At 51.7% G+C, this 18706-nt stretch carries 22 protein-coding genes and 1 tRNA gene; 16 read left to right on the top strand and 7 right to left on the bottom strand.

The features are described from left to right. The coding region (gene glnS / locus QZ725_RS12830; RefSeq protein ID WP_293780207.1) for a glutamine--tRNA ligase at nt 1-1149 on the top strand (1149 nt) is incomplete at its 5' end. Between the two features lie 22 nt (nt 1150-1171). Here glnS and QZ725_RS12825 read toward each other — a convergent pair. Next, nucleotides 1172-2725, bottom strand: a complete 1554-nt coding sequence (locus QZ725_RS12825; RefSeq protein ID WP_293780204.1) for a TIGR04141 family sporadically distributed protein — start codon at nt 2723-2725, stop codon at nt 1172-1174. Between the two features lie 213 nt (nt 2726-2938). Here QZ725_RS12825 and QZ725_RS12820 point away from each other — a divergent pair, with 213 nt between their 5' ends. Then, nucleotides 2939-3394: a DUF2214 family protein gene (locus tag QZ725_RS12820; RefSeq protein ID WP_293780201.1), complete on the top strand. Its 456-nt coding sequence runs from the start codon at nt 2939-2941 to the stop codon at nt 3392-3394. Then, on the top strand, nt 3387-3959 hold the full coding sequence (locus QZ725_RS12815; RefSeq protein WP_293780198.1) for a type VI secretion system tube protein Hcp: 573 nt from the start codon (nt 3387-3389) through the stop codon (nt 3957-3959). The genes QZ725_RS12820 and QZ725_RS12815 overlap by 8 nt, the downstream gene beginning before the upstream one ends. A gap of 55 nt (nt 3960-4014) precedes the next feature. Here QZ725_RS12815 and QZ725_RS12810 read toward each other — a convergent pair whose 3' ends face one another. Next, the gene (locus QZ725_RS12810; protein ID WP_293780195.1) at nt 4015-4413 is read right to left on the bottom strand and encodes a hypothetical protein; all 399 of its coding nucleotides are present in this window, start codon (nt 4411-4413) and stop codon (nt 4015-4017) included. A 107-nt stretch (nt 4414-4520) separates the two neighbouring features. Continuing rightward, nucleotides 4521-5498, bottom strand: coding sequence for a MerR family transcriptional regulator (locus QZ725_RS12805; RefSeq protein ID WP_293780192.1), 978 nt, complete (start codon nt 5496-5498; stop codon nt 4521-4523). Nucleotides 5499-5668: 170 nt separating this feature from the next. On the opposite strand from QZ725_RS12805, the gene QZ725_RS12800 reads away from it, so the two are divergent. From QZ725_RS12800 to QZ725_RS12790, 3 genes are all read left to right on the top strand, one after another. Further along, a complete protein-coding gene (locus QZ725_RS12800) occupies nt 5669-6127 on the top strand; it encodes a fasciclin domain-containing protein (RefSeq protein ID WP_293780189.1) in 459 nt (152 codons plus the stop codon). A gap of 186 nt (nt 6128-6313) precedes the next feature. After that, on the top strand, nt 6314-6697 hold the full coding sequence (locus QZ725_RS12795; RefSeq protein ID WP_293780187.1) for an extradiol dioxygenase: 384 nt from the start codon (nt 6314-6316) through the stop codon (nt 6695-6697). A gap of 30 nt (nt 6698-6727) precedes the next feature. Further along, complete coding sequence (locus QZ725_RS12790; protein WP_293780184.1) at nt 6728-7114, top strand: hypothetical protein; 387 nt, start codon at nt 6728-6730, stop codon at nt 7112-7114. A gap of 48 nt (nt 7115-7162) precedes the next feature. Here QZ725_RS12790 and QZ725_RS12785 read toward each other — a convergent pair. Then, nucleotides 7163-7239, bottom strand: a tRNA-Pro gene (locus QZ725_RS12785). A 288-nt stretch (nt 7240-7527) separates the two neighbouring features. Here QZ725_RS12785 and QZ725_RS12780 point away from each other — a divergent pair. The 10 genes from QZ725_RS12780 to QZ725_RS12735 all read left to right on the top strand — a co-directional run bounded on the left by QZ725_RS12780 (nt 7528) and on the right by QZ725_RS12735 (nt 14413). Then, entirely contained in the window at nt 7528-7935 is a 408-nt protein-coding gene (locus tag QZ725_RS12780; RefSeq protein WP_293780182.1) for a DUF2721 domain-containing protein, read from the top strand. 93 nt (nt 7936-8028) lie between these two features. Continuing rightward, nucleotides 8029-8427: a DUF2237 domain-containing protein gene (locus QZ725_RS12775; RefSeq protein ID WP_293780180.1), complete on the top strand. Its 399-nt coding sequence runs from the start codon at nt 8029-8031 to the stop codon at nt 8425-8427. 143 nt (nt 8428-8570) lie between these two features. Beyond that, nucleotides 8571-9710 carry a GGDEF domain-containing protein gene (locus QZ725_RS12770; RefSeq protein WP_293780177.1) on the top strand — a complete coding sequence of 380 codons (1140 nt, stop codon included), beginning with the start codon at nt 8571-8573 and terminating at the stop codon, nt 9708-9710. A 105-nt stretch (nt 9711-9815) separates the two neighbouring features. Continuing rightward, the gene (locus tag QZ725_RS12765; protein ID WP_293780174.1) at nt 9816-10139 is read left to right on the top strand and encodes a hypothetical protein; all 324 of its coding nucleotides are present in this window, start codon (nt 9816-9818) and stop codon (nt 10137-10139) included. After that, a complete protein-coding gene (locus tag QZ725_RS12760; RefSeq protein ID WP_293780171.1) occupies nt 10136-11002 on the top strand; it encodes an HDOD domain-containing protein in 867 nt (288 codons plus the stop codon). Before QZ725_RS12765 ends, QZ725_RS12760 begins: the two co-directional genes overlap by 4 nt. 12 nt (nt 11003-11014) lie before the next feature. Beyond that, nucleotides 11015-11992, top strand: a complete 978-nt coding sequence (locus tag QZ725_RS12755) for a GGDEF domain-containing protein (RefSeq protein ID WP_293780168.1) — start codon at nt 11015-11017, stop codon at nt 11990-11992. Between the two features lie 34 nt (nt 11993-12026). After that, nucleotides 12027-13460, top strand: a complete 1434-nt coding sequence (gene sbcB, locus QZ725_RS12750; RefSeq protein ID WP_293780165.1) for an exodeoxyribonuclease I — start codon at nt 12027-12029, stop codon at nt 13458-13460. Nucleotides 13461-13498: 38 nt separating this feature from the next. Then, complete coding sequence (locus tag QZ725_RS12745; protein ID WP_293780162.1) at nt 13499-13876, top strand: MAPEG family protein; 378 nt, start codon at nt 13499-13501, stop codon at nt 13874-13876. Between the two features lie 27 nt (nt 13877-13903). After that, nucleotides 13904-14182, top strand: coding sequence for a hypothetical protein (locus QZ725_RS12740; protein ID WP_293780159.1), 279 nt, complete (start codon nt 13904-13906; stop codon nt 14180-14182). 12 nt (nt 14183-14194) lie between these two features. Continuing rightward, nucleotides 14195-14413 (top strand): RNA-binding S4 domain-containing protein, encoded by a 219-nt coding sequence (locus tag QZ725_RS12735; protein ID WP_293780156.1) that lies wholly within the window; start codon nt 14195-14197, stop codon nt 14411-14413. 62 nt (nt 14414-14475) lie between these two features. Here QZ725_RS12735 and QZ725_RS12730 read toward each other — a convergent pair whose 3' ends face one another. The 3 genes from QZ725_RS12730 to QZ725_RS12720 all read right to left on the bottom strand — a co-directional run bounded on the left by QZ725_RS12730 (nt 14476) and on the right by QZ725_RS12720 (nt 17975). After that, entirely contained in the window at nt 14476-14913 is a 438-nt protein-coding gene (locus tag QZ725_RS12730) for a hypothetical protein (protein WP_293780153.1), read from the bottom strand. A 141-nt stretch (nt 14914-15054) separates the two neighbouring features. Continuing rightward, nucleotides 15055-16227 (bottom strand): acetyl-CoA C-acetyltransferase, encoded by a 1173-nt coding sequence (locus QZ725_RS12725; protein WP_293780150.1) that lies wholly within the window; start codon nt 16225-16227, stop codon nt 15055-15057. A gap of 128 nt (nt 16228-16355) precedes the next feature. Continuing rightward, nucleotides 16356-17975, bottom strand: coding sequence for a glucan biosynthesis protein (locus QZ725_RS12720; protein ID WP_293780147.1), 1620 nt, complete (start codon nt 17973-17975; stop codon nt 16356-16358). Nucleotides 17976-18706 lie beyond the last annotated feature (731 nt).

Here is an 18706-nt window from a genome sequence, read left to right as displayed (position 1 = left end):
GACATGGCTTCGCCCAACATGAACCTGCGCGATCCAGCCATCTATCGTATTCGCCACGCGCATCACCATCGAACCGGCGACAAATGGTGCGTCTATCCGATGTACGACTTTGCCCATCCGCTGGAAGACGCGATCGAAAACATCACGCACTCCATCTGCACGCTCGAATTCCAGGATCACCGTCCGTTTTACGACTGGGTGCTGGCACGCTTGGCTGAAGGTGGCTTCTTCAAAACGCCGCTGCCGCATCAGTACGAATTTGCGCGCCTCAACCTCACCTACGCCATCACCAGCAAACGCAAACTGCTGCAACTGGTGGAAGAAAACATCGTCGATGGCTGGGACGATCCACGCATGCCAACGATTGTCGGCATCCGCCGTCGCGGCTACACGCCAGAAGCGATCCAACTTTTCGCCGAGCGCATCGGCGTATCGAAAGTCGATAGCTGGATCGACATGAGCACGCTCGAAGGCGCACTGCGTGACGACCTCGACGCCAAAGCACCACGCGCCGTCGCCGTACTGCGTCCGCTCAAACTCATCATCGACAACTTCCCCGAAGGCGAAGCTGTCGAATGCAGCGCCCCCGTACATCCGCATCACCCGGAACGCGGCGTCCGCACCTTCCCGATCAGCAAAGAACTGTGGATCGAGCAAGAGGACTACATGGAAGTACCAAGCAAAGGCTACTTCCGCCTCTTCCCCGGCAACAAGGTACGCCTGCGCTACGGCTACGTAATCGAATGCGTTGGTGCAGACAAAGACGCCGATGGCAACATCACCGCCGTCCACTGCACCTACTTCCCCGACAGCAAATCGGGTACGGAAGGCGCCAACAACTACAAAGTCAAAGGCAACATCCACTGGGTCAGCGCCGCACACGCGCTCGAAGCAGAAGTCCGTCTCTACGACCGCCTCTTCACCGATCCGCATCCCGATGCAGGCGGCAAGGATTTCAAACTTGCGTTGAATGCCAATTCGAAGGAAGTGATCACCGCCTATCTCGAACAAGGCATGTCATCGGCCAAGCCGGATGACAAGTTCCAGTTTGAGCGTCATGGGTACTTTGTTGCGGATCGTGTGGATAGCAAGGAAGGGAAACCGGTGTTTAACCGAGCTGTGACGTTGAAGGATGGTTGGGGAAAATAATTTCCCAACATAGTCACACAAGCTATAAAGCTATTTTGAGAAGCTCTACTGAAAACCCCATATTTTTTAGTTTCTGAGAGTACTGCTTGAAATTCACCTTGCTGAAAAATGGCATATGAAGGTCGCCACTTCGATGCTGCATTACAGCGAGAATTATCTTACTCGGTCGTGGATGTGCTGACGAATCGAACGCAAAACGTTTACTTTCTGGAAGGTGACCATTTATCTGCTCGATTAAATCCGGACTTTGAAGAAGTGATTCTGCGGATACGTAGGCTTGGGAAAACAAATGACTTAAAACACTCGAAGAAGAATATTTTTTTACATGAATTAAATGATCCTCTCGTGTTAATAGATCACAGAATTCTATGTTACTTGAAGCACCTTCTGGCCTAACAAACTTCTGATCCATTAAAAAGAAATTTTCATTATCTGCAACATCGTTTAGATAAGGCCCTTCATGCTTGCCATCGTAATTGGGTAGAATCAAATCTGAGCGAGGGAACTCATCAAAGTAACGATTTATTTGAGAACAAAAATTCATCTCTACTTGGTACCACTCTCCGTCACTCAGCACGAAAAGATCGTCATTCATCTGAATCTCACCATTCAGACAATGATATAGAGGCCATGTGGTCAATAATTGATCATTATCTCCATATAAAAATATCTGAGTCGATTTTGCACTTTCAACCTCCAGTGCGTCCATTCGCTTGTCTCGCAGGCACTGAGCTAAATCCAAATCTGGATAAGTTAATTGAGAGGACGAACGAGTATGCCTTCTTTTATAGCAAAATCCAGAAAAATTTTCATACTCAATCAGAGCCGGCGGGGCTAGCCAAGCGGACTCGAAATCACCCTCGTTGATCTTATTAATCAGCGTCAGATCTAGTTGTTCAACTAATACTCGATCTCTTACAGGAACAATGTAATCGATGCCAGGATATTTTTCTTTATAACTTTCGTCGTTTATTGCATTCAAAAGCCTATCCGCTAGTAAAGGCATAGTTTGCAATGACACGTCTGTAAATAAAGAAACAGAGTCTGATCCTGTCACAACTTCATAATCACTATCTTCATCCTGTACATCAACGATTCCAGTTAATGATTTCAATATCTCCCAATCAAATCTAAACTCGAACTGCGATATTGAAACGTATTTTGAAGATTGGCTTCTTGAGCGAAATGGGACTTTATCTATAGTAGATTTATCAATAGATTTAATTGCATCAGGATCACTCAAACTTAACGCAACCTTAAATCCGAAATAACGTTCTATAGCCAATGGATCAATTAGATGCCTAGCATGGCCGAATGTAAAACAAAAAATTCTTTCTTGTCTCTTAAAGACAAGCAAACCTTGCACTCCTCTAGTCCGCATTGATTCTGTATCAAAATTTTCTAGACCAGAAAATAGCTCTACCCACTTAGGTCTAGATTGAAAAATATTCCAATAGAAATCATAAGAAATATTATCGATTTCAAAAGTATGAGAAGACACATCCGCATCAACTGCCAATATAGCGTTTTGATCAACGCCATCTTTCATAAGGAATGCACTTACCTTTAATTTCATTTAATTTTGGTACGCAAGTGCGCCCATCCCTGTAGTTTTTGAATCTTTAGATTAACTTTTGTTTTTTCCATTCGGCATCCCATGTTTATGGGGTCAATTGATGTCTTAGAGCGTGATGATGAGGAGCATTTCAGAATCGACTAATCATCTATTCAAGTCGTGTGACAACGACTATTGCATAATGCGCTGGCAATGCTTTTAAAGAGGTAAACAATGAGCGCTTTTGCAGCTTTTTTGCACCACATATGTTTTCTGGCGATCATGCTAGTGCTAGCGTTTGAAATGCTAATGCTGAAGCAACCATTCACGTTGGAGACTGCCAAGAAAATCATCCGCTACGACGCCATCTACGGCATGGCAGCGGGTCTAATTTTGGTCATCGGTGGTTTGCGAGTGATGTATTTTGAAAAAGGCGCGTATTACTACATGCACAGCGCGCCTTTCTTCGCCAAGATGGCGCTCTTTATCCTGGTTGGCCTGATCTCGATTTATCCGACGATGACTTTTCTGAAGTGGAACAAGTCGATCAAACAAGGCATTCTGCCAACCGTCACCGAAGCACAAACCCGCACGCTGCGTCTGGTCATCCATGTCGAATTGACCTTGCTTGGCCTGATGATTTTGTGTGCGGTGTTGATGGCAAAAGGCATTGGCTACGTTGATGCCTAAGCGCCTCCCTGCTTTCCCATCGTCAGTTGAGAATGCGATTGAGATCATCCTGCTGGAACCCGGCGACCCGGCGGTGCTTGCCGACATGGATATGTCGCATAGCCCTAACCTGCGCGAAGATCAATGGCTCGGATACAACCTTCAGACAGGAAAATACATTGAACTCGTCTCAGTGCATCAAGGCGTGGGACGCCCGCTTGCGATGCTGGGCGATGGCGATGCTGCTCCCTCGATGTACCCCGTTTCTATCGGCCTCACCACAATCACTTGTGTGAAGTATGTCGATACAGCATCCGTCAAGTTGTTCGAGTATTGCTTGCGTGCGCAGCCGCTTGGCAAAGGCAAGAATCAACCAACCAGAATGTATATCCTGCGTCAATCCGAGGACGGCGCAACCCACCTGATCACACTGGCTTTGTACGATGCGATCGTGAGCCAAGTACAGGTTCAGCCACAGGCAAACAATCAGCCGATGGAGCAATTTGAATTGAATTTCACCGAGATCGCCTGGACCTCTTCTATGCAGACGCCCGCTCTGGATGTAAGCACTGAACGCGACCACTGATATTGGCAACGCCATTGGGCAATATTCGCCATGCAGTTGCTGGTCATTACCGCTTCTACTTCACGCTGATGTTCAATGTGTAGTCGGCAACCTCGCCCCGCCTTGCCGCATTGCGCATTAGGTACACGCTGACTATGTAGACACCTTTGGCAGAGATCACGCCTTCGTAAGTATTCCCGGAGACTGATCCAATGAATAGCGCCTCGCTTGCGTCACGCTCGGTGATGTTGAAATAGCTGGATGCATTGCTGGTTTGAAGATCGACCGTAAGGGTCTGCCCTGCGGCAACCTTAATGAGGTAATCCGCGGTTTCATCACCAGTGATCTTGCCCTTGATGGCTCTGACTGTTCCTTTTTGACTGACGTCCGCGGCTGCGCCAGTCACAGTGTCATTTGCGATGACGGGGGCGGCAATCAGCAAGGCTGCGCATAAGGCCAATAATTGTTTACGCATGTCTTCCTCACAAATGAGTTGGTTGGCAAAATCGGATGCCGGCTTGGCAAATCAGCCGCTGGCCATCCCCGCTCTGGTATCAGGCTACCAGCATGCCATGCCGCGCTTTAGTAGGTGAAGCCTTCCGCACGTGCCAGTGTTTCCATCGCGTCTTCCAGAATGAGGCGTGCCTGACCGGCCGTGCGTGCCAAATGCTGGTGTAACTGTTCATCCTCCGGACTACGCGAGGCGCATTTCGCGCTGTAGCGTTCAAAACTGCCAACCATGAGCAGTATCTCGGCCAGATGGCGCGGGCATTCGCAGTCGATACTGTTACCGGCCGTGGCAAAGCGACTGAGAGTATCGTCATCGAAACGCGGTGACGCAGCATCGGTCTGTGCCAACGGTTCATTCTGATGCCGGACCTCGGCACGCTGGCCTGTCAGAGCGGTGCGGCAAAGCAGGACCAGTTCGCCCATATCTGCCGGTACGCGCACGACCAGACAGTCTTGCATGCGCAAATGACGGATCGTGGCACTGGGGCAAAAGCGATACAGGACCACCACTGCAGTTGCACCAGCAGCCTCGCGCGCCTGCAGGATCATCGGCACGGCGGATTGATCTAGCTCGGATAGTTCGATCACCAGCACGTCGGCATGTACTTCTGGCAGGACTGGCAGCGCGTCGTCCAGTGTCTTGCTGTTGCTGCAGATGTCCAGTTGCCCACTAACGCGCCCGCTGGCATCCAGACGCTCGCGCAGGCGTGGACCGATCAGTGCGACACGAATCGGGCCGGCTCGGTGATTTTGCTGCGCTGCATTGGCGGTGCCCAGTTGCACCAACTGATCCATGGGCAAATCTGCCAGCGTGCCGATGGCATGCCCCTGATCGACCAGTCTTTTCAGCAGACGCAGACGGTTGACTTGTTCTTGCGTATACAGTCGCTGCCCCTTTTCCGATCGATGCACTTCCGACAGGTTGTAGCGTCGCTCCCAGACGCGCAGAGTTTCCACGGCCAATCCGGCCATGCGCGCTGCCACGCCGCTACGAAATGTGGAGGCGCCTGCCGATTGAGAGGGCGCCGGGGAGCTATTTGGCTTTTCCATGATTGAACCGATATTGAACCGTTTATGCATTGATTATAGCGGTTCATTGGCTAGACACGGAAAGCTTTTCTTCGTAGAGTGATTCAACGCCGAGACAAAACCGGTACACCACTCGTCGCTAAAACCATCACTTGATTGATCTTTAATTAATGACAACCCTGGAGATAATGATGAAAAAATTCTTGATCGGTACCGCATTCGCCATCGCTGCAGGCATGAGCCATGCAGCAGATATCGTCGACACAGCCAAATCGGCTGGCTCTTTCAACACATTGGTCACGGCCGTACAAGCTGCTGGGCTGGTGGATACGCTGAAAGGTCCGGGCCCATTCACCGTGTTTGCACCAACGGATGAAGCCTTCGCAAAAATTCCGAAAGCCAAGCTGGATGCGCTGCTGAAAGACAAGGCGGCACTGACCAAGGTTCTGACCTATCACGTGGTGCCAGGCAAAGTCATGGCAGCGGACGTCAAGCCGGGTAATGTAAAAACGGTGGAAGGCTCGAGCATCAAGGTGAGCGCCACCGGCGGCAAGGTCATGGTCGATAAGGCAAACGTCGTCAAGACCGATATTGCTGCAGACAATGGCGTGATTCACGTCATCGACACTGTGATCATGCCGAAGATGTAAATAGGCTTGGTAAGGTTACCTAGCTTCGATTAAGCAAAGCCTGCCCCATACCGGTCGTCAGCCGGTATTTCACCCCCGACAAGATCGGGGGTTTCTTTTAATGCTGCTGCCACTTCATCTCCTAGCAAGCAGCCATCAATCGTCAATCGATTTCCGATATACCACCTTGGCGCCTACAATAACGCCATGAAACTAGACCACGCTACACTTGCCACCCCTCATCTCAATACGGTCCGTGACTTTCTCTGCAACGTGGTAGGCCTGACGATCGGCCCACGCCCTGCATTCTCGTTCGATGGACTCTGGCTGTATCACGATGACAAGGCAGTCATTCATATCATCAAAACCAAAACGGATCTTCCACCTACGAAGCAATCATCCCGCATCGATCATCTTGCCTTTCGCGTCGAGACCGCAGCGCAATGGGATACGCTCGTCGCCAAGCTCGCTGAAAGCAAAATCGAACATCGCCTGACCGCGCTGCCAGATAACAGCGAGTTGCAATTGTTTACCATTCCGGTGCCGGGCATTGTGATCGAATTTGTGATCGTTAATACGACATCTGCATGATCTTACTCAAACTACTTTTCATTACCTGCCATGACTGTTTTCAAGACCGTTGTTCTCTACACCGATACAGATGGCTTTGCCAAGTTTCGTGAAGAAGACTTGCCGCTACCCGGCGGCACACCCAAGGCGTTGTTGTCCGATCTGATTCCGTCTAGTGGTTTTCAGGTACGCCAAAGTCCACCTGGCGTGAGCAGCGATTTCCATTGCACGACGACGGCGCAATGGCTGGTGGTCTTGAGTGGTGAGATGGAGATCGGTCTGCGCGATGGCACATCACGCATCTTCAAGGCTGGTGAACATTTTTTTTCGAACGACACGTTGCCAGATGGCGCAACGTTCGATCCCCATGTGCATGGGCATCGCAGCCGTGTCCTTGGTAATTCCCCCCTGACTACACTGTTCGTCCGTACCGCTTAGAAAACAGTAAAAACAGAGAATGGATCGCATCGATCAAACCAAAAAAGGTGGTCGGGGTGAGAGGATTCGAACCTCCGGCCTCTACGTCCCGAACGTAGCGCTCTACCGGACTAAGCTACACCCCGACGGCATATGCTGACTGTGTATTAGTCTAATCAATTTAGTTGATTTAGCGAGGAACGCCCTAGCGACTCGCTCTGCTATGTTTCTTCTGTACAGCCTAATTCAACACGTCAAAAAATCCAGAAAAAACAACAACGAGCCAAGCCACTGTCAGCGTAACGCAAGTCGTATTTGCTAGGCTAATCTTGCGAAGCAAAGCGGGTGTGCTTCTTGCCTGCTCAATCGCCAATATCTCGCCTTTACCGAGGCCAACACGCTGTTTTCAAATTCAACCAATTTGATGGAACGCCATGAATCTCACGACGCCAGCGCTGCTATTCCCAGCCATTTCCCTGTTACTGGTAGCCTTTACCAATCGCTTTCTCGTAACCGCACAACTGATTCGTCAGTTACATACAAAATATGAGACTGGAGCAAAGGATGTCGTGATTCGGCAAATATCCAATCTGCGACAACGCATCATCCTGATACGTCGCATGCAGGCATTGGGGGTATCTGCGTTCATCTTGTGTGCACTGTCGATGTTCTTGATTTTCATCGAAGTACACACCGTGGCCCAGATCGTGTTTGGGCTCAGCATTTTTCTGTTGGTAACTGCACTACTTTTTTCCCTTTACGAGATTTCGATCAGCACCAAAGCCATTGAGATTGAAATGGAAGATATGGAGCAGGCACTCGGTCTCGAACGCCAAAAATGAGAACCACGCCCATGATAAAGTGTGGGCTTGTGTCATTTGCGGCGCTAATACCCTAGCGCCGCATTCTCACCGCTACTTCGCGGCACATCGCTCATGAATGCATCACAATTCCCTATTGCCAGAAACGTCTTCGGCGAACCGCTCGTACCTTGTTCATTCGACCCGGTAACCGGCTTCTTTCGAGATGGCTGCTGCAAGACCTGCGACGATGACATTGGCAATCATGTCGTCTGCGCCGTTATGAATCCGACGTTTTTGATGTTCAGTGAAGCCTCAGGCAATGACCTAAGCTCGCCGAGGCCTGGCTTTGTCGGACTTAAACCGGGTGATCAATGGTGTTTGTGCGCCAGTCGCTGGGTAGAAGCATGGCGTGCCGGGATGGCACCTTTAGTTGTACTTGAGAGCACGAATCACGATGTTTTGGACGTCATTAGCCTGCAAGTACTGCAGCGCCATGCCTACAAACCCAAGGAAGAACAAGGTATGGAGTAAGGCTTCCACATAAGGAGCTTCGTAAGGGACCTTGCAAACAACGCCAAAACAATATTTAACAATGTAGATATCGGCCTTCCACTAAAATTGCTGTAACTGCATAACCCTTTCCCAAAACTGTCTCGTCAAGTCGGATCGGTAACATGGATGCCCCCACCGCCGGCATTGCGCTCATCGTCGTACAGTTTTGTATCGCACTGGTCATGGCCGGGGTCTATCTGACCGCTCGCGATGAAAAATGCACGCGCTACTGGTCAATGGCTGCCGTCATGCTGGCCATCGGCGTTTTCTGCGCCATACTCAATAAACGCGCTTATCACCCGGCGACAGTCATTTTCAGTGCAGGTGCCATCATGACGGGCCTAGTACTGCAATGGCATGGCATCAAGGCTTTTTATAAGCAACGCATTTCCTGGACTAGCTGGTTACTCGTAGCAGCCATACTGATTGCCATGAGTATCGGGCTTTTGCTCGGCGCCAACCTGCTGCATCGTTTTTCAATTGCCTTGCCGCTCCTAATGATTGGTGAAATAGGCAGTCTTTTGGCATTGTGGCGTGGTCAAGGCGGATTGCCACGTACATTCGTGCAAACACTGGCACCAGCAGCCCTGATCATCCTGCTGCTTAACAATGCAATTCGCATAGTGCTCTACAGCCTGCACTTTTCAGGCGTGCTGCAGATACAGGATTACGCCACGCTGGAAACCTTTTCGACCTTGATCGCTCCCATTGCTGGCGTGTTGCTTTACTCGATCGGCTTGCTTCTGCTTTACTTCGAACGCATGATCGAAGAAAACCATCATCTCGCCACCCATGATGAATTGAGCCGTCTTTTGAACAGACGTGCCATCGATGCTAATGGCGAACGTGAATTGGCGCTTGCCAACCGCCTCAAGCGTGATCTGGCGATCGCTTTCGTCGACATCGACAAGTTCAAGCACTTCAACGATCAGTTTGGTCATGCGTCGGGCGATATCGTCATTACCGACGTCGCCACCATTCTGCGCGAAACCTGCCGCAGCATCGATCTGGTCGGTCGCTATGGCGGTGAGGAATTTCTTTTGGTTCTGCCAGGAGTCGGTCATGAAGATGCAGAAACTGTCGGGCAACGCCTGGTAGATGCCATGCATCGCTATCGTTTTCTTGGCATACACCCTGTCACCATCAGCGTGGGGCTGGCAATTTTGCCCGCCAATGCCTGTTCCTGGGATCAATTGATCCGGCGTGCGGACGCCGCTTTGTATGAGGCCAAGAGTCTCGGACGCAATCGTTATTGCGTCTAATGCTGCCATACGTTGCAACGCGCTTTTTCTCGTAGAAAACATGGCTGGAAAGCGCACTGTTGCGGTGATAAGCTAGACCCAATACCACTCTTGTGAGCAAAAACCTTGACCATCATTCACAAGCAAGTCGCACTCGAAGAGGCGGAAGCCGGCATGGTGCTATCGGATAACGTGCTTGATGCACAGGGCCAGGTGCTGCTGTCAAAAGGTGTGGCATTGACCGAGCATACGATTGCGGCACTGGCACGCCACGACATCGCATGGTTGCGTATCGAGATGGGTGAAATGACAGCAGAAGAAGAGGCAGTTCAACGGGCCTACTATTCAGAGCGCATAGAACGCTTGTTTCGTAATCAGGACGACAGCCCTGCAACGGCCACACTTCATCGCTATATACGCAAATATCGACTGGGCGAGGAGGCACCATGACGTCCGCGACAAACGGCCACCTCCTGCATTTCGATCAGGTGCTGCGTCAGATCCGCGATTTGCCGGTGTTGCCACCGATCGTGCAGGATTTGATGAAAAGCATCACACGCGAAGACGTCGACATCCAGCTCATCACACGCAAGGTATCGCAGGATCAATCGTTGTCGGGCAAGACACTGCGCTTTGCAAACTCTTCTTTTTATGGCCTGCAGTCCCGAGTGACGACGATTCAACAAGCCGTTACGCTGATCGGTGTCGATGCCGTCAAACACGTGGTGACGACATCGGCACTCACCGGTTACTTCCCTGCAGGCCATGTCAATGGTTTGGATTTCACCGCACTGTGGCGACATTCGATCGCCACAGCGGTATGTGCGCGTGTACTTGCGCGCCATCTGCACGTCAATCAGGACTACGCTTTCACCGCGGGCCTGCTGCATGACATCGGGCGACTCGTTCTAGCCACTTACTTCCGGCGCGAATACGAAGCGGTCATCACCTATCGCGATGAGCATGATTGTCACTGGATTGAAGCCGAACAGGCCGTGCTGGGCGTAACCTATGTGACGGCGGGTGTAGCACTGGCGACGCACTGGAATTTTTCTGAATCAATCCGCAACGCAATCGCCGGGCATTACCGTCCCGAAAATCAGAAAGTGCATTCTCTGGCATCGATCGTGCATATCGCCAATGCGGTTGTACGCGCACTGGATCTTTCTCAGCAACCGGACGATAGAGTGCCCCCGGTATCCGCTACCGCCTGGGACGATCTCGGCTTGAGTGAGGAAACCTATATGCACGTGTTTCATGAAACCGAAATGATGTACGAAGAAGTCAGCCGTGTGCTGCTGAACGATGCCTGATCGGGAGCTGCAGTGGCGCACAATTCCATGCCGTTTTCCGCTTCCGGCCATACGCTCGAGGGCATTCACCTGTTCGACAACGTTACCAATGCACAGGTAACCACAATACTGGCCTCATCCGAAGTACGACATATCGTGCAAGGCCAAACTGTCAATGTCCCGCAAGACATGCAAAGTTGTCTGTACATCGTATTAAGTGGCGCCTTGGGCAGCACCGTGCTGGATGAAAGCGACGGTCCACGCCAAATTCGTACCGAAAAGATTTTGCCGGGTGAAAGCGTGGGCGAACAATCCGTCCTGGACGATACGGCATCGATTGGCAGTCTGACTGCATTGGAAGACAGCGTCGTTTTGATCATCGCCTCGAACACGCTGTGGCGTCTGATTGACGAAGCCGATGGCGTAGCGCGCAACCTATTGCGTCAGCTTTCCTTCAAGTTACGCGCCGCCAATGCACAGTTGCGGCGACGCGAAAAAGTCGGTGAATTCTATCGTCGGCTTTCAATGATCGATAGTCTGACGGGCTTGTACAATCGCGCCTGGCTCAATGCGGAGTTGCCAAATCTCGTTGCAGAGGCGCATACAAAAGATGAACCGCTGGCCCTTATCATGATCGATCTCGATCATTTCAAACGTTTCAATGACGATCATGGCCATCTAATCGGCGATAAGGCATTGCGCACTGCAGCCGATGTATTGAACAAAGCGCTACGCCCCAGCGACTTTGCCGTACGTTACGGCGGAGAGGAATTGACCGTGATTCTGCCGGACAGTACGCTGTCGGCTGGTCGTATGGTGGCCCAACGCTTGTGCGAACGCATGCGGGACGCCGTGATTTTCGACGACTCTGTCGTCTCGATGCCGCACATCACCGCATCCTTTGGTGTCACCATATTGCATAACGAGCAGCAGGCGGAGGCACTGATCGCCGCTGCTGATGCCGCGCTCTACCGCGCCAAACGTGCCGGTCGTGACCAAGTCGCCTGCTGACCGTCGTATTCCACAATTTCATACAAGCTGATTGATGTCCAACCACACCTTCCTCTGGCACGACTACGAAACCTTCGGCGCCCAGCCACGTCGTGATCGTCCGGCCCAGTTCGCGGCAATTCGTACCGATGCCGACCTGAATGAAGTCGGCGAACCCATCATGCTCTACTGCAAACCGGCCAACGATTTTCTACCAGACCCGCAATCCTGTCTGATTACCGGTATCACACCGCAGACATGCCTAGAACGTGGCATCGATGAGCACGCTTTCGCTGCTGAAATTGAACGCGCCCTGTCTGCCACCGGTACGATTGGCGTCGGCTACAACACGATTCGTTTCGACGATGAAGTGACACGCTTTCTTTTCTGGCGCAATTTGATCGATCCTTATGCACGCGAATGGCAAAACGGTTGCGGCCGCTGGGACCTTCTCGACGTTGTACGCACCACGTATGCATTACGCCCGGAAGGCATCGAATGGCCGCGCCATCCCGATGGCCGCCCAAGTTTTCGCCTGGAAGATTTGACCAAAGCCAATGGACTCGTTCACGAAGCGGCACATGATGCGTTGTCGGATGTACGTGCCACCATCGCCATCGCACGACTGATACGTGATCGCCAGCCGCGTCTTTTCGACTTTTGCTTCGGTTTGCACAAGAAAGATCGCGTCGCGAGCGAAATCGGTTTACCTATGTACAAGCCATTTCTGCACATCACCGGCATGTTCCCTGTTGAACGAGGCTGCATCGGTGTCGTCTGGCCACTCGCCGTGCACCCGACTAACCGCAATGAAGTCATCGTCTGGGATCTGGCAGAAGATCCTACATCGCTGTTTTCACTGGATGCCGACCAGATTCGGCTGCGCATGTTCAGCAAAAGCGACGCGCTGCCTGAAGGTACGACGCGCTTGCCAATCAAGACCGTCCATTTGAATAAGTCGCCAATCGTCATCAGTAACTTGAAAACGCTGAGCCCCGATCTTTGTGCGCGCTGGAATATCGATCTGAACGCCGCGTTGCGTCATGCAGATCTCGCTGCCAATGCACCCGACATGAGCGCAATCTGGCAAGAGGTCTTCCATCGCCCGCAAGAAGGTACGCCAGACGTGGACGAAGATCTTTACGGCGGCTTTATCGCAAACGGTGATCGCCGCCTGTTGCAGGAATTGCGCGCCCTCTCTCCAGAAGCCTTGGCAAAAGCTACACCGTCCTTTAGCGATCCACGTCTTGAAGAACTCGTCTGGCGCTACCGAGCACGCAATTTCCCGAACACCCTATCGGAAGAAGATGCGTCACGCTGGGAAGCACATCGTGCTGCGCGGTTGTTTGAAGGTGCTGGCGGCGCACGTACAATCGACGATCTGTTTGCCGATATCGAAACGCTTTCGCATGATGCAGACGAGCGTACCGAAAATATCTTGGGTGCACTCTACGATTACGCCGAGTCCATTGCGCCGCAAGCTGACTGAACGCTGGACTTGTCGTCCGCAAACAAAGGAGAACTGTCATGCCGATTGCCTACTGGTGCATATTGATTGCCGGATTACTGCCGATCATCACGGTCGGTATAGCCAAGGCAGGTTTACGCGGTTACGACAACCATGAACCACGACGCTGGCTGGAAAAGCAGGAAGGCTATCGACGTCGCGCCGACTTTGCACATCGCAACCATTTCGAAGCATTTCCCTTCTTTGCCGCCAGCGTACTCGCGGCTCAGCAACTGCACGTTGCCCAGGCGACGATCGATACGACAGCCGTGGTTTTCATCGTTGCACGCATCGCTTACACCTGTTTTTATCTCAGCGATCATGCGACACTGCGCTCTCTTACGTGGGCAATCGGCTACCTCAGCGTCCTTGCGCTATTCGTGCAGGCTATTCTGTAGCCCAACCTTTTATCGACGATCGAATCAATGCAACACGAAGTTACCCTTTCCGCGCTGCGTAATACATTGCAAGACCTGCGTCAGAAACGCATGTCGATTGCCACGCTCTGTCAGACGTGGCGTTCACAACAAGCCTTGCTCGCAGCATTGCCCCCGCAATACACCACCGTCATGGAAGACTTGCTGGGTCGTCTGGAAGCAGGCAGTCTCTTTACCGAAGAAAGCTGCTCCTTCAGTCAGATCGATCTGCTTGCAACACTCGATACCTGGCTCGACAAGGCTGGCACCACCCTTTCTCGCAACTGAAATTTCATCACCATGCAACGTCTTGAATTCATATTGAACGACGAATACGTCGAACTGAATCAACTACTCAAACTTGTCGGCGTATGCGAGAGCGGTGGCGCAGGAAAAGTGATCGTGGCCAGCGGCAACGTCAAGGTGGATGGTCAACAGGAGCTACGCAAAACCTGCAAGATTCGTGCAGGCCAGGTCGTGCAACTTGGTGATGTGCGCATCAGCATCAAGGCGGGATGACAGCAATATTGCTTTGCTAAATTTCTGCACCGTTCGGCAAACTGCCCTACATTCCCGATAACTCAGGAAAGATAGCGGCCGGCCGGAATATCAATGACCGCATCGGCGATAGCCGTCGCATCACGGGAAGCAAGATATAGCGCCAGCATGGCGACTTCATAAGCTTGCCCTCCCTCCAGCATCAGCACTTCATGCGAAGACGACGCAATGTGGTGGCCTTCTTCATCGTTTGATGCCAGATTGATGGCACGTATCGTGTTGATTCGCAGATTGCTAGAGGATGAACGGAACGGCGGCACGTCATGAGTGCTTTGCTCAACACGAATGATCTGTTCCAGATGCACGCATTGCTCAATGAGCATGTCGCCTAACGTCGCATTCGCATCGATGAAGATCGCCAGATCCGCCTTCTGCCAACGTGGAGGATCGATTTCTAGCACTTGCGCCGGTATCGCACTGGCAAATGCTTCTGCCGAAATCTCACAATCGCTCTCGTGCATTTTTCGTTGCCATAAATCGATCACTTGCGGGAGCGCCAAGGCCAGAAAGTGCACACGATATCCCCGTTCGCTGAAGCGAAAACAGATTGTCTCAGTGGTTGCGTTGAGCGGGCCCAGCACCAAAACACGTTTCTGCATTGTTTAACGCTCGACAGCCAGCGCCACGCCCATGCCACCGCCGATGCACAAACTGGCCAGGCCCCGTTTGACATCACGTCGTTGCATCTCATGCAGCAGAGTCACCAAAACTCGGCAGCCCGATGCGCCGATCGGATGACCAAGCGCGATCGCACCACCATTCACATTGATCTTGCTGACATCCCAACCCATATCGCGATTGACGGCAATAGCCTGCGCGGCAAAGGCTTCATTGATTTCCATCAGATCTACCTCGGCATGCGTCCAACCAGCCTTGGCGAGACAACGTTTGACTGCCGGCACCGGCCCCATGCCCATGAACGCCGGATCGACACCCGCCGAGGCCGTAGCCTTGATACGCGCAAGCGGCTGCAAGCCCATCGCTCGTGCCTTATCCGCCGACATGACGATGACAGCAGCCGCGCCGTCATTGATGCCTGATGCATTTCCTGCAGTGACGCTGCCATCTGGCATGAAGCTCGGCTTCAATGCAGCGAGTGTTGCGGCATTCGTGGCCGGACGAATGTACTCGTCACGCGCAAACGATTCCACATGCCGGCTATCGTTCACCTCAATCGGCACAATCTCCGCATCGAAGCGACCTTCCTGCTGTGCGATGGCCGCTTTGCGATGTGAAGCGACAGCGTAGGCATCCTGTTCTTCTCGCGTGATGCCGTATTTCCTCGCGATGTTCTCGGCAGTCACGCCCATGTGGTAATGGTGATATGCATCTTGCAAACCATCGACGAGCATGCTGTCCTGCATCACGATATCGCCGAGACGTTTCCCTGACCGACTCCCCGGCATCAGATGCGGAGCCAAACTCATGTTCTCCTGCCCACCCGCAATCACGATCTCTGCGTCGCCGCAAAGAATCGCCTGTGTCGCAAGTTGCACGGCTTTTAAGCCGCTACCGCATACCTTATTGATCGTGAAAGCAGGCACCATATCCGGTAAGCCGGCACGTATGGCCGCCTGGCGGGCAGCGTTTTGACCACATCCGGCTGTCAGCACCTGCCCCATGATGACTTCACTAATCTGCTCTGCTGGAATACGCGTTTGCTTGAGCAGATGGGCGATCACTGTGGCACCCAGTACAACGGCCGGTGTCTGTGACAAAGTACCGGCAAACTTGCCAATACCTGTTCGGCCTGCCGCGACGATGACGGCCTCCATATGCGCCCTTTCAAAAATGGATGATGTTTCTCAATCGTTATAGCAGAAAAGGGGATGTGCCCGCATTGCAGCACACCCCCTTTTCTTCTCTCCCGCCACTATTTCATAGGCGAGTCAATCACATCAGATCAGTTGTCGTACACGTTCCGCGATCGGAAAGCTTGGTATTGATACAACCAGGTTTCCGACAAGGTTTGATTCTTATGCCGCAAATACAATCGAATATCGACTGGTTCCGGCCCATCGACAGTCAAGTCGAATTGCGCACGCCAATGTCCCGGAACACCATTCGGTACCGCCTCGGTAAAAACATAGGAAAATTTTCCCCGCGATGCGGATAGCACAGCCTCGGGCTTTTCCCCAAACGCCAGCTTTTCGAGTGGTGCGCCTTTGAATTCCACCATGAACTTCCGCACATTCTGCGGACGGTTCTGACCAGGTTGACCGCCATTTCCCAAACGCGTAGCCACGCAGCGTGCCAATGGCGTTGGCATGGGTTCATCTTTAAGCCAATGCAAGCGATAACGCAGGCGGTAACTTTTCCCTGCAACAGCTTTCTCTTTCGGCACCCACATCGCAACGATGTTGTCATGAATTTCGTCGTCAGTTGGTATCTCGATCAACTGAATACTGCCTTCACCCCAACCATCGAGCGGTTCAACCCATAAACTAGGACGACGCTCATAATTGACACCATCCTGGTAATTATCGAAATCACGGTCGCGCTGCAAAAGACCAAAACCTTTCGGATTCCGATCACTAAAAGACGACGCAATCGTGAAGCGCGGATTATTCAATGGGCGCCAAATTCGCTCACCTTCACCGTTCCAGATTGCCAGTCCGTCAGAGTCATGCACTTCAGGACGCCAGTCAGCGCCCGTCCCTTTGACCGTCTCGGAGAACCAGTACATTGACGTCGCAGGCGCAATCCCCAGACGCTCGACATCTTTGCGCAAGAACAAAGCTGAGTCGATGTCCATGAGGACACCGGCATTGCGCTTCATCACGAATTTGTGGGCGCCCGTAATGCTAGGCCCGTCCAGCATCGCGTAAACAACGACAGTATCGCTGCCATCCGCGGGTGGCTCGAAATAGAAGTGCGTGAAATTAGGAAACTCCTCCGGCTTGTCTGGTTGCGCAACATCGATTGCCACACCACGCGCGGACAAACCGTATTGGTACAAATCGCCGATGGCGCGAAAATACGACGCCCCCAAAAATGCCACCCAGTCATTTTTTTTCCAGTCGAGCTTCTTTTGATCTCCTAATCGACTCTCTTGAAAACGAAATCCTGCAAAACCACTATTCTTGGGCAGCTCGCGCGCAGGACTGCTTTTCGGCATGTCGAAGTAACTTTCGTCGTACAGAATTTCTCGCGCGGATTGATTACCGCCGACGCTATCCAGCGCATACATATGCACGGGTGCCTGAAAGAAACGTCCTAGATGAAAGAACGTTGCAGGAAACTGGCCCGGTCCAGTTGCGTAAAGCGCATAGTCGGTATCGAATTTGATTTTACCGTGCTCTTCATAATCGATACGATCAAGAATGGAGGTGGGAGGTTTAGGTTGAGGCTTGTAAGCCTGTCCAGCTGCAACTTTCGCGCGTTCGATCAAAGATTCAAATGAAAACCGCGATGCAGCCCCCAATTTCAGACGCGCCGCAGCAAGTACATCTGCAGGCATACCAATAGCAGCCAACGCTGCAGCAATCGAAGCCGATTGCAGAAAATTACGACGATTGAGCATGATTGAAGTGATGAAAGAAACCGCGTGATGCAAAAAACACATTCAAGCATCACAACGGAATAGGTGAAAATATGTGCATCTCGATGTCTTTGTGACAACCTCTTCATTCTTTGGTTCAGCATGAATCCCAACACAAGATATGCGTTTCATCCATGCAAGATGTGTTCCGATAATGCCTGTCTGCCGATCTTTTAGCTTACTGTTATTTGCACTGAAAACTGAGCCACATATAGACAACAATCCTACTTACTAAAGTGAGGGGGAGATGTAATGATCGACGTGGCATTACTTCAGCATCATTCGACGCTACTACCTACGTTACCAGGCCACATTAAGAGAGCTTGCAGACAATTAAGGATCTCTTGCAACACCGTCAGACGCTATTTGGAAGCTGAAAACCGTAGCGCTCTCTTACGTTAGTAAACGATCCAGCACCTCGCTAGACATCTATGCACTCAAATTATTTTCTTGGTCGAAGAGCGAGGCAGCGAAGTCGCGCAAATAAAGAAGGTCGTTGAAACAGATACACATCAATCTGTGGGCACCGATCTATGAAGGGGTATACGATCGCGTCGCTAGCGTTTGCTAAGCGATGGAAAGTCGATCAGTTGGCGCGGGTCAATTCAGCTAGCAAATGTACAATTTTGCGTCACAGGCAGCGGAGGGGGCCCTCAAGCTGATCATCGACTCGCAACGCCTGAGCGCAAATCGCGAATTCAGAGCCGAATCGC

Source organism: uncultured Oxalicibacterium sp. (assembly GCF_913776015.1).
Classification (GTDB): Bacteria; Pseudomonadota; Gammaproteobacteria; order Burkholderiales; family Burkholderiaceae_D; genus Oxalicibacterium.
Note: the sequence above shows the minus strand (reverse complement) of the source record. Positions and strands in the feature narration are given on the sequence as shown.

Coding starts and splice junctions, on each gene's coding strand:
- QZ725_RS12725 (WP_293780150.1), bottom strand. CDS start 16,227: ATGGAGGCCGTCATCGTCGCGGCAGGCCGAACAGGTATTGGCAAGTTT.
- QZ725_RS12815 (WP_293780198.1), top strand. CDS start 3,387: ATGCCTAAGCGCCTCCCTGCTTTCCCATCGTCAGTTGAGAATGCGATT.
- QZ725_RS12825 (WP_293780204.1), bottom strand. CDS start 2,725: ATGAAATTAAAGGTAAGTGCATTCCTTATGAAAGATGGCGTTGATCAA.
- QZ725_RS12745 (WP_293780162.1), top strand. CDS start 13,499: ATGCCGATTGCCTACTGGTGCATATTGATTGCCGGATTACTGCCGATC.
- QZ725_RS12775 (WP_293780180.1), top strand. CDS start 8,029: ATGAATGCATCACAATTCCCTATTGCCAGAAACGTCTTCGGCGAACCG.
- QZ725_RS12780 (WP_293780182.1), top strand. CDS start 7,528: ATGAATCTCACGACGCCAGCGCTGCTATTCCCAGCCATTTCCCTGTTA.
- QZ725_RS12730 (WP_293780153.1), bottom strand. CDS start 14,913: ATGCACGAGAGCGATTGTGAGATTTCGGCAGAAGCATTTGCCAGTGCG.
- QZ725_RS12795 (WP_293780187.1), top strand. CDS start 6,314: ATGAAACTAGACCACGCTACACTTGCCACCCCTCATCTCAATACGGTC.
- QZ725_RS12740 (WP_293780159.1), top strand. CDS start 13,904: ATGCAACACGAAGTTACCCTTTCCGCGCTGCGTAATACATTGCAAGAC.
- QZ725_RS12720 (WP_293780147.1), bottom strand. CDS start 17,975: ATGCTCAATCGTCGTAATTTTCTGCAATCGGCTTCGATTGCTGCAGCG.
- QZ725_RS12790 (WP_293780184.1), top strand. CDS start 6,728: ATGACTGTTTTCAAGACCGTTGTTCTCTACACCGATACAGATGGCTTT.
- QZ725_RS12735 (WP_293780156.1), top strand. CDS start 14,195: ATGCAACGTCTTGAATTCATATTGAACGACGAATACGTCGAACTGAAT.
- QZ725_RS12820 (WP_293780201.1), top strand. CDS start 2,939: ATGAGCGCTTTTGCAGCTTTTTTGCACCACATATGTTTTCTGGCGATC.
- sbcB (WP_293780165.1), top strand. CDS start 12,027: ATGTCCAACCACACCTTCCTCTGGCACGACTACGAAACCTTCGGCGCC.
- QZ725_RS12760 (WP_293780171.1), top strand. CDS start 10,136: ATGACGTCCGCGACAAACGGCCACCTCCTGCATTTCGATCAGGTGCTG.
- QZ725_RS12805 (WP_293780192.1), bottom strand. CDS start 5,498: ATGGAAAAGCCAAATAGCTCCCCGGCGCCCTCTCAATCGGCAGGCGCC.
- QZ725_RS12810 (WP_293780195.1), bottom strand. CDS start 4,413: ATGCGTAAACAATTATTGGCCTTATGCGCAGCCTTGCTGATTGCCGCC.
- QZ725_RS12800 (WP_293780189.1), top strand. CDS start 5,669: ATGAAAAAATTCTTGATCGGTACCGCATTCGCCATCGCTGCAGGCATG.
- QZ725_RS12770 (WP_293780177.1), top strand. CDS start 8,571: ATGGATGCCCCCACCGCCGGCATTGCGCTCATCGTCGTACAGTTTTGT.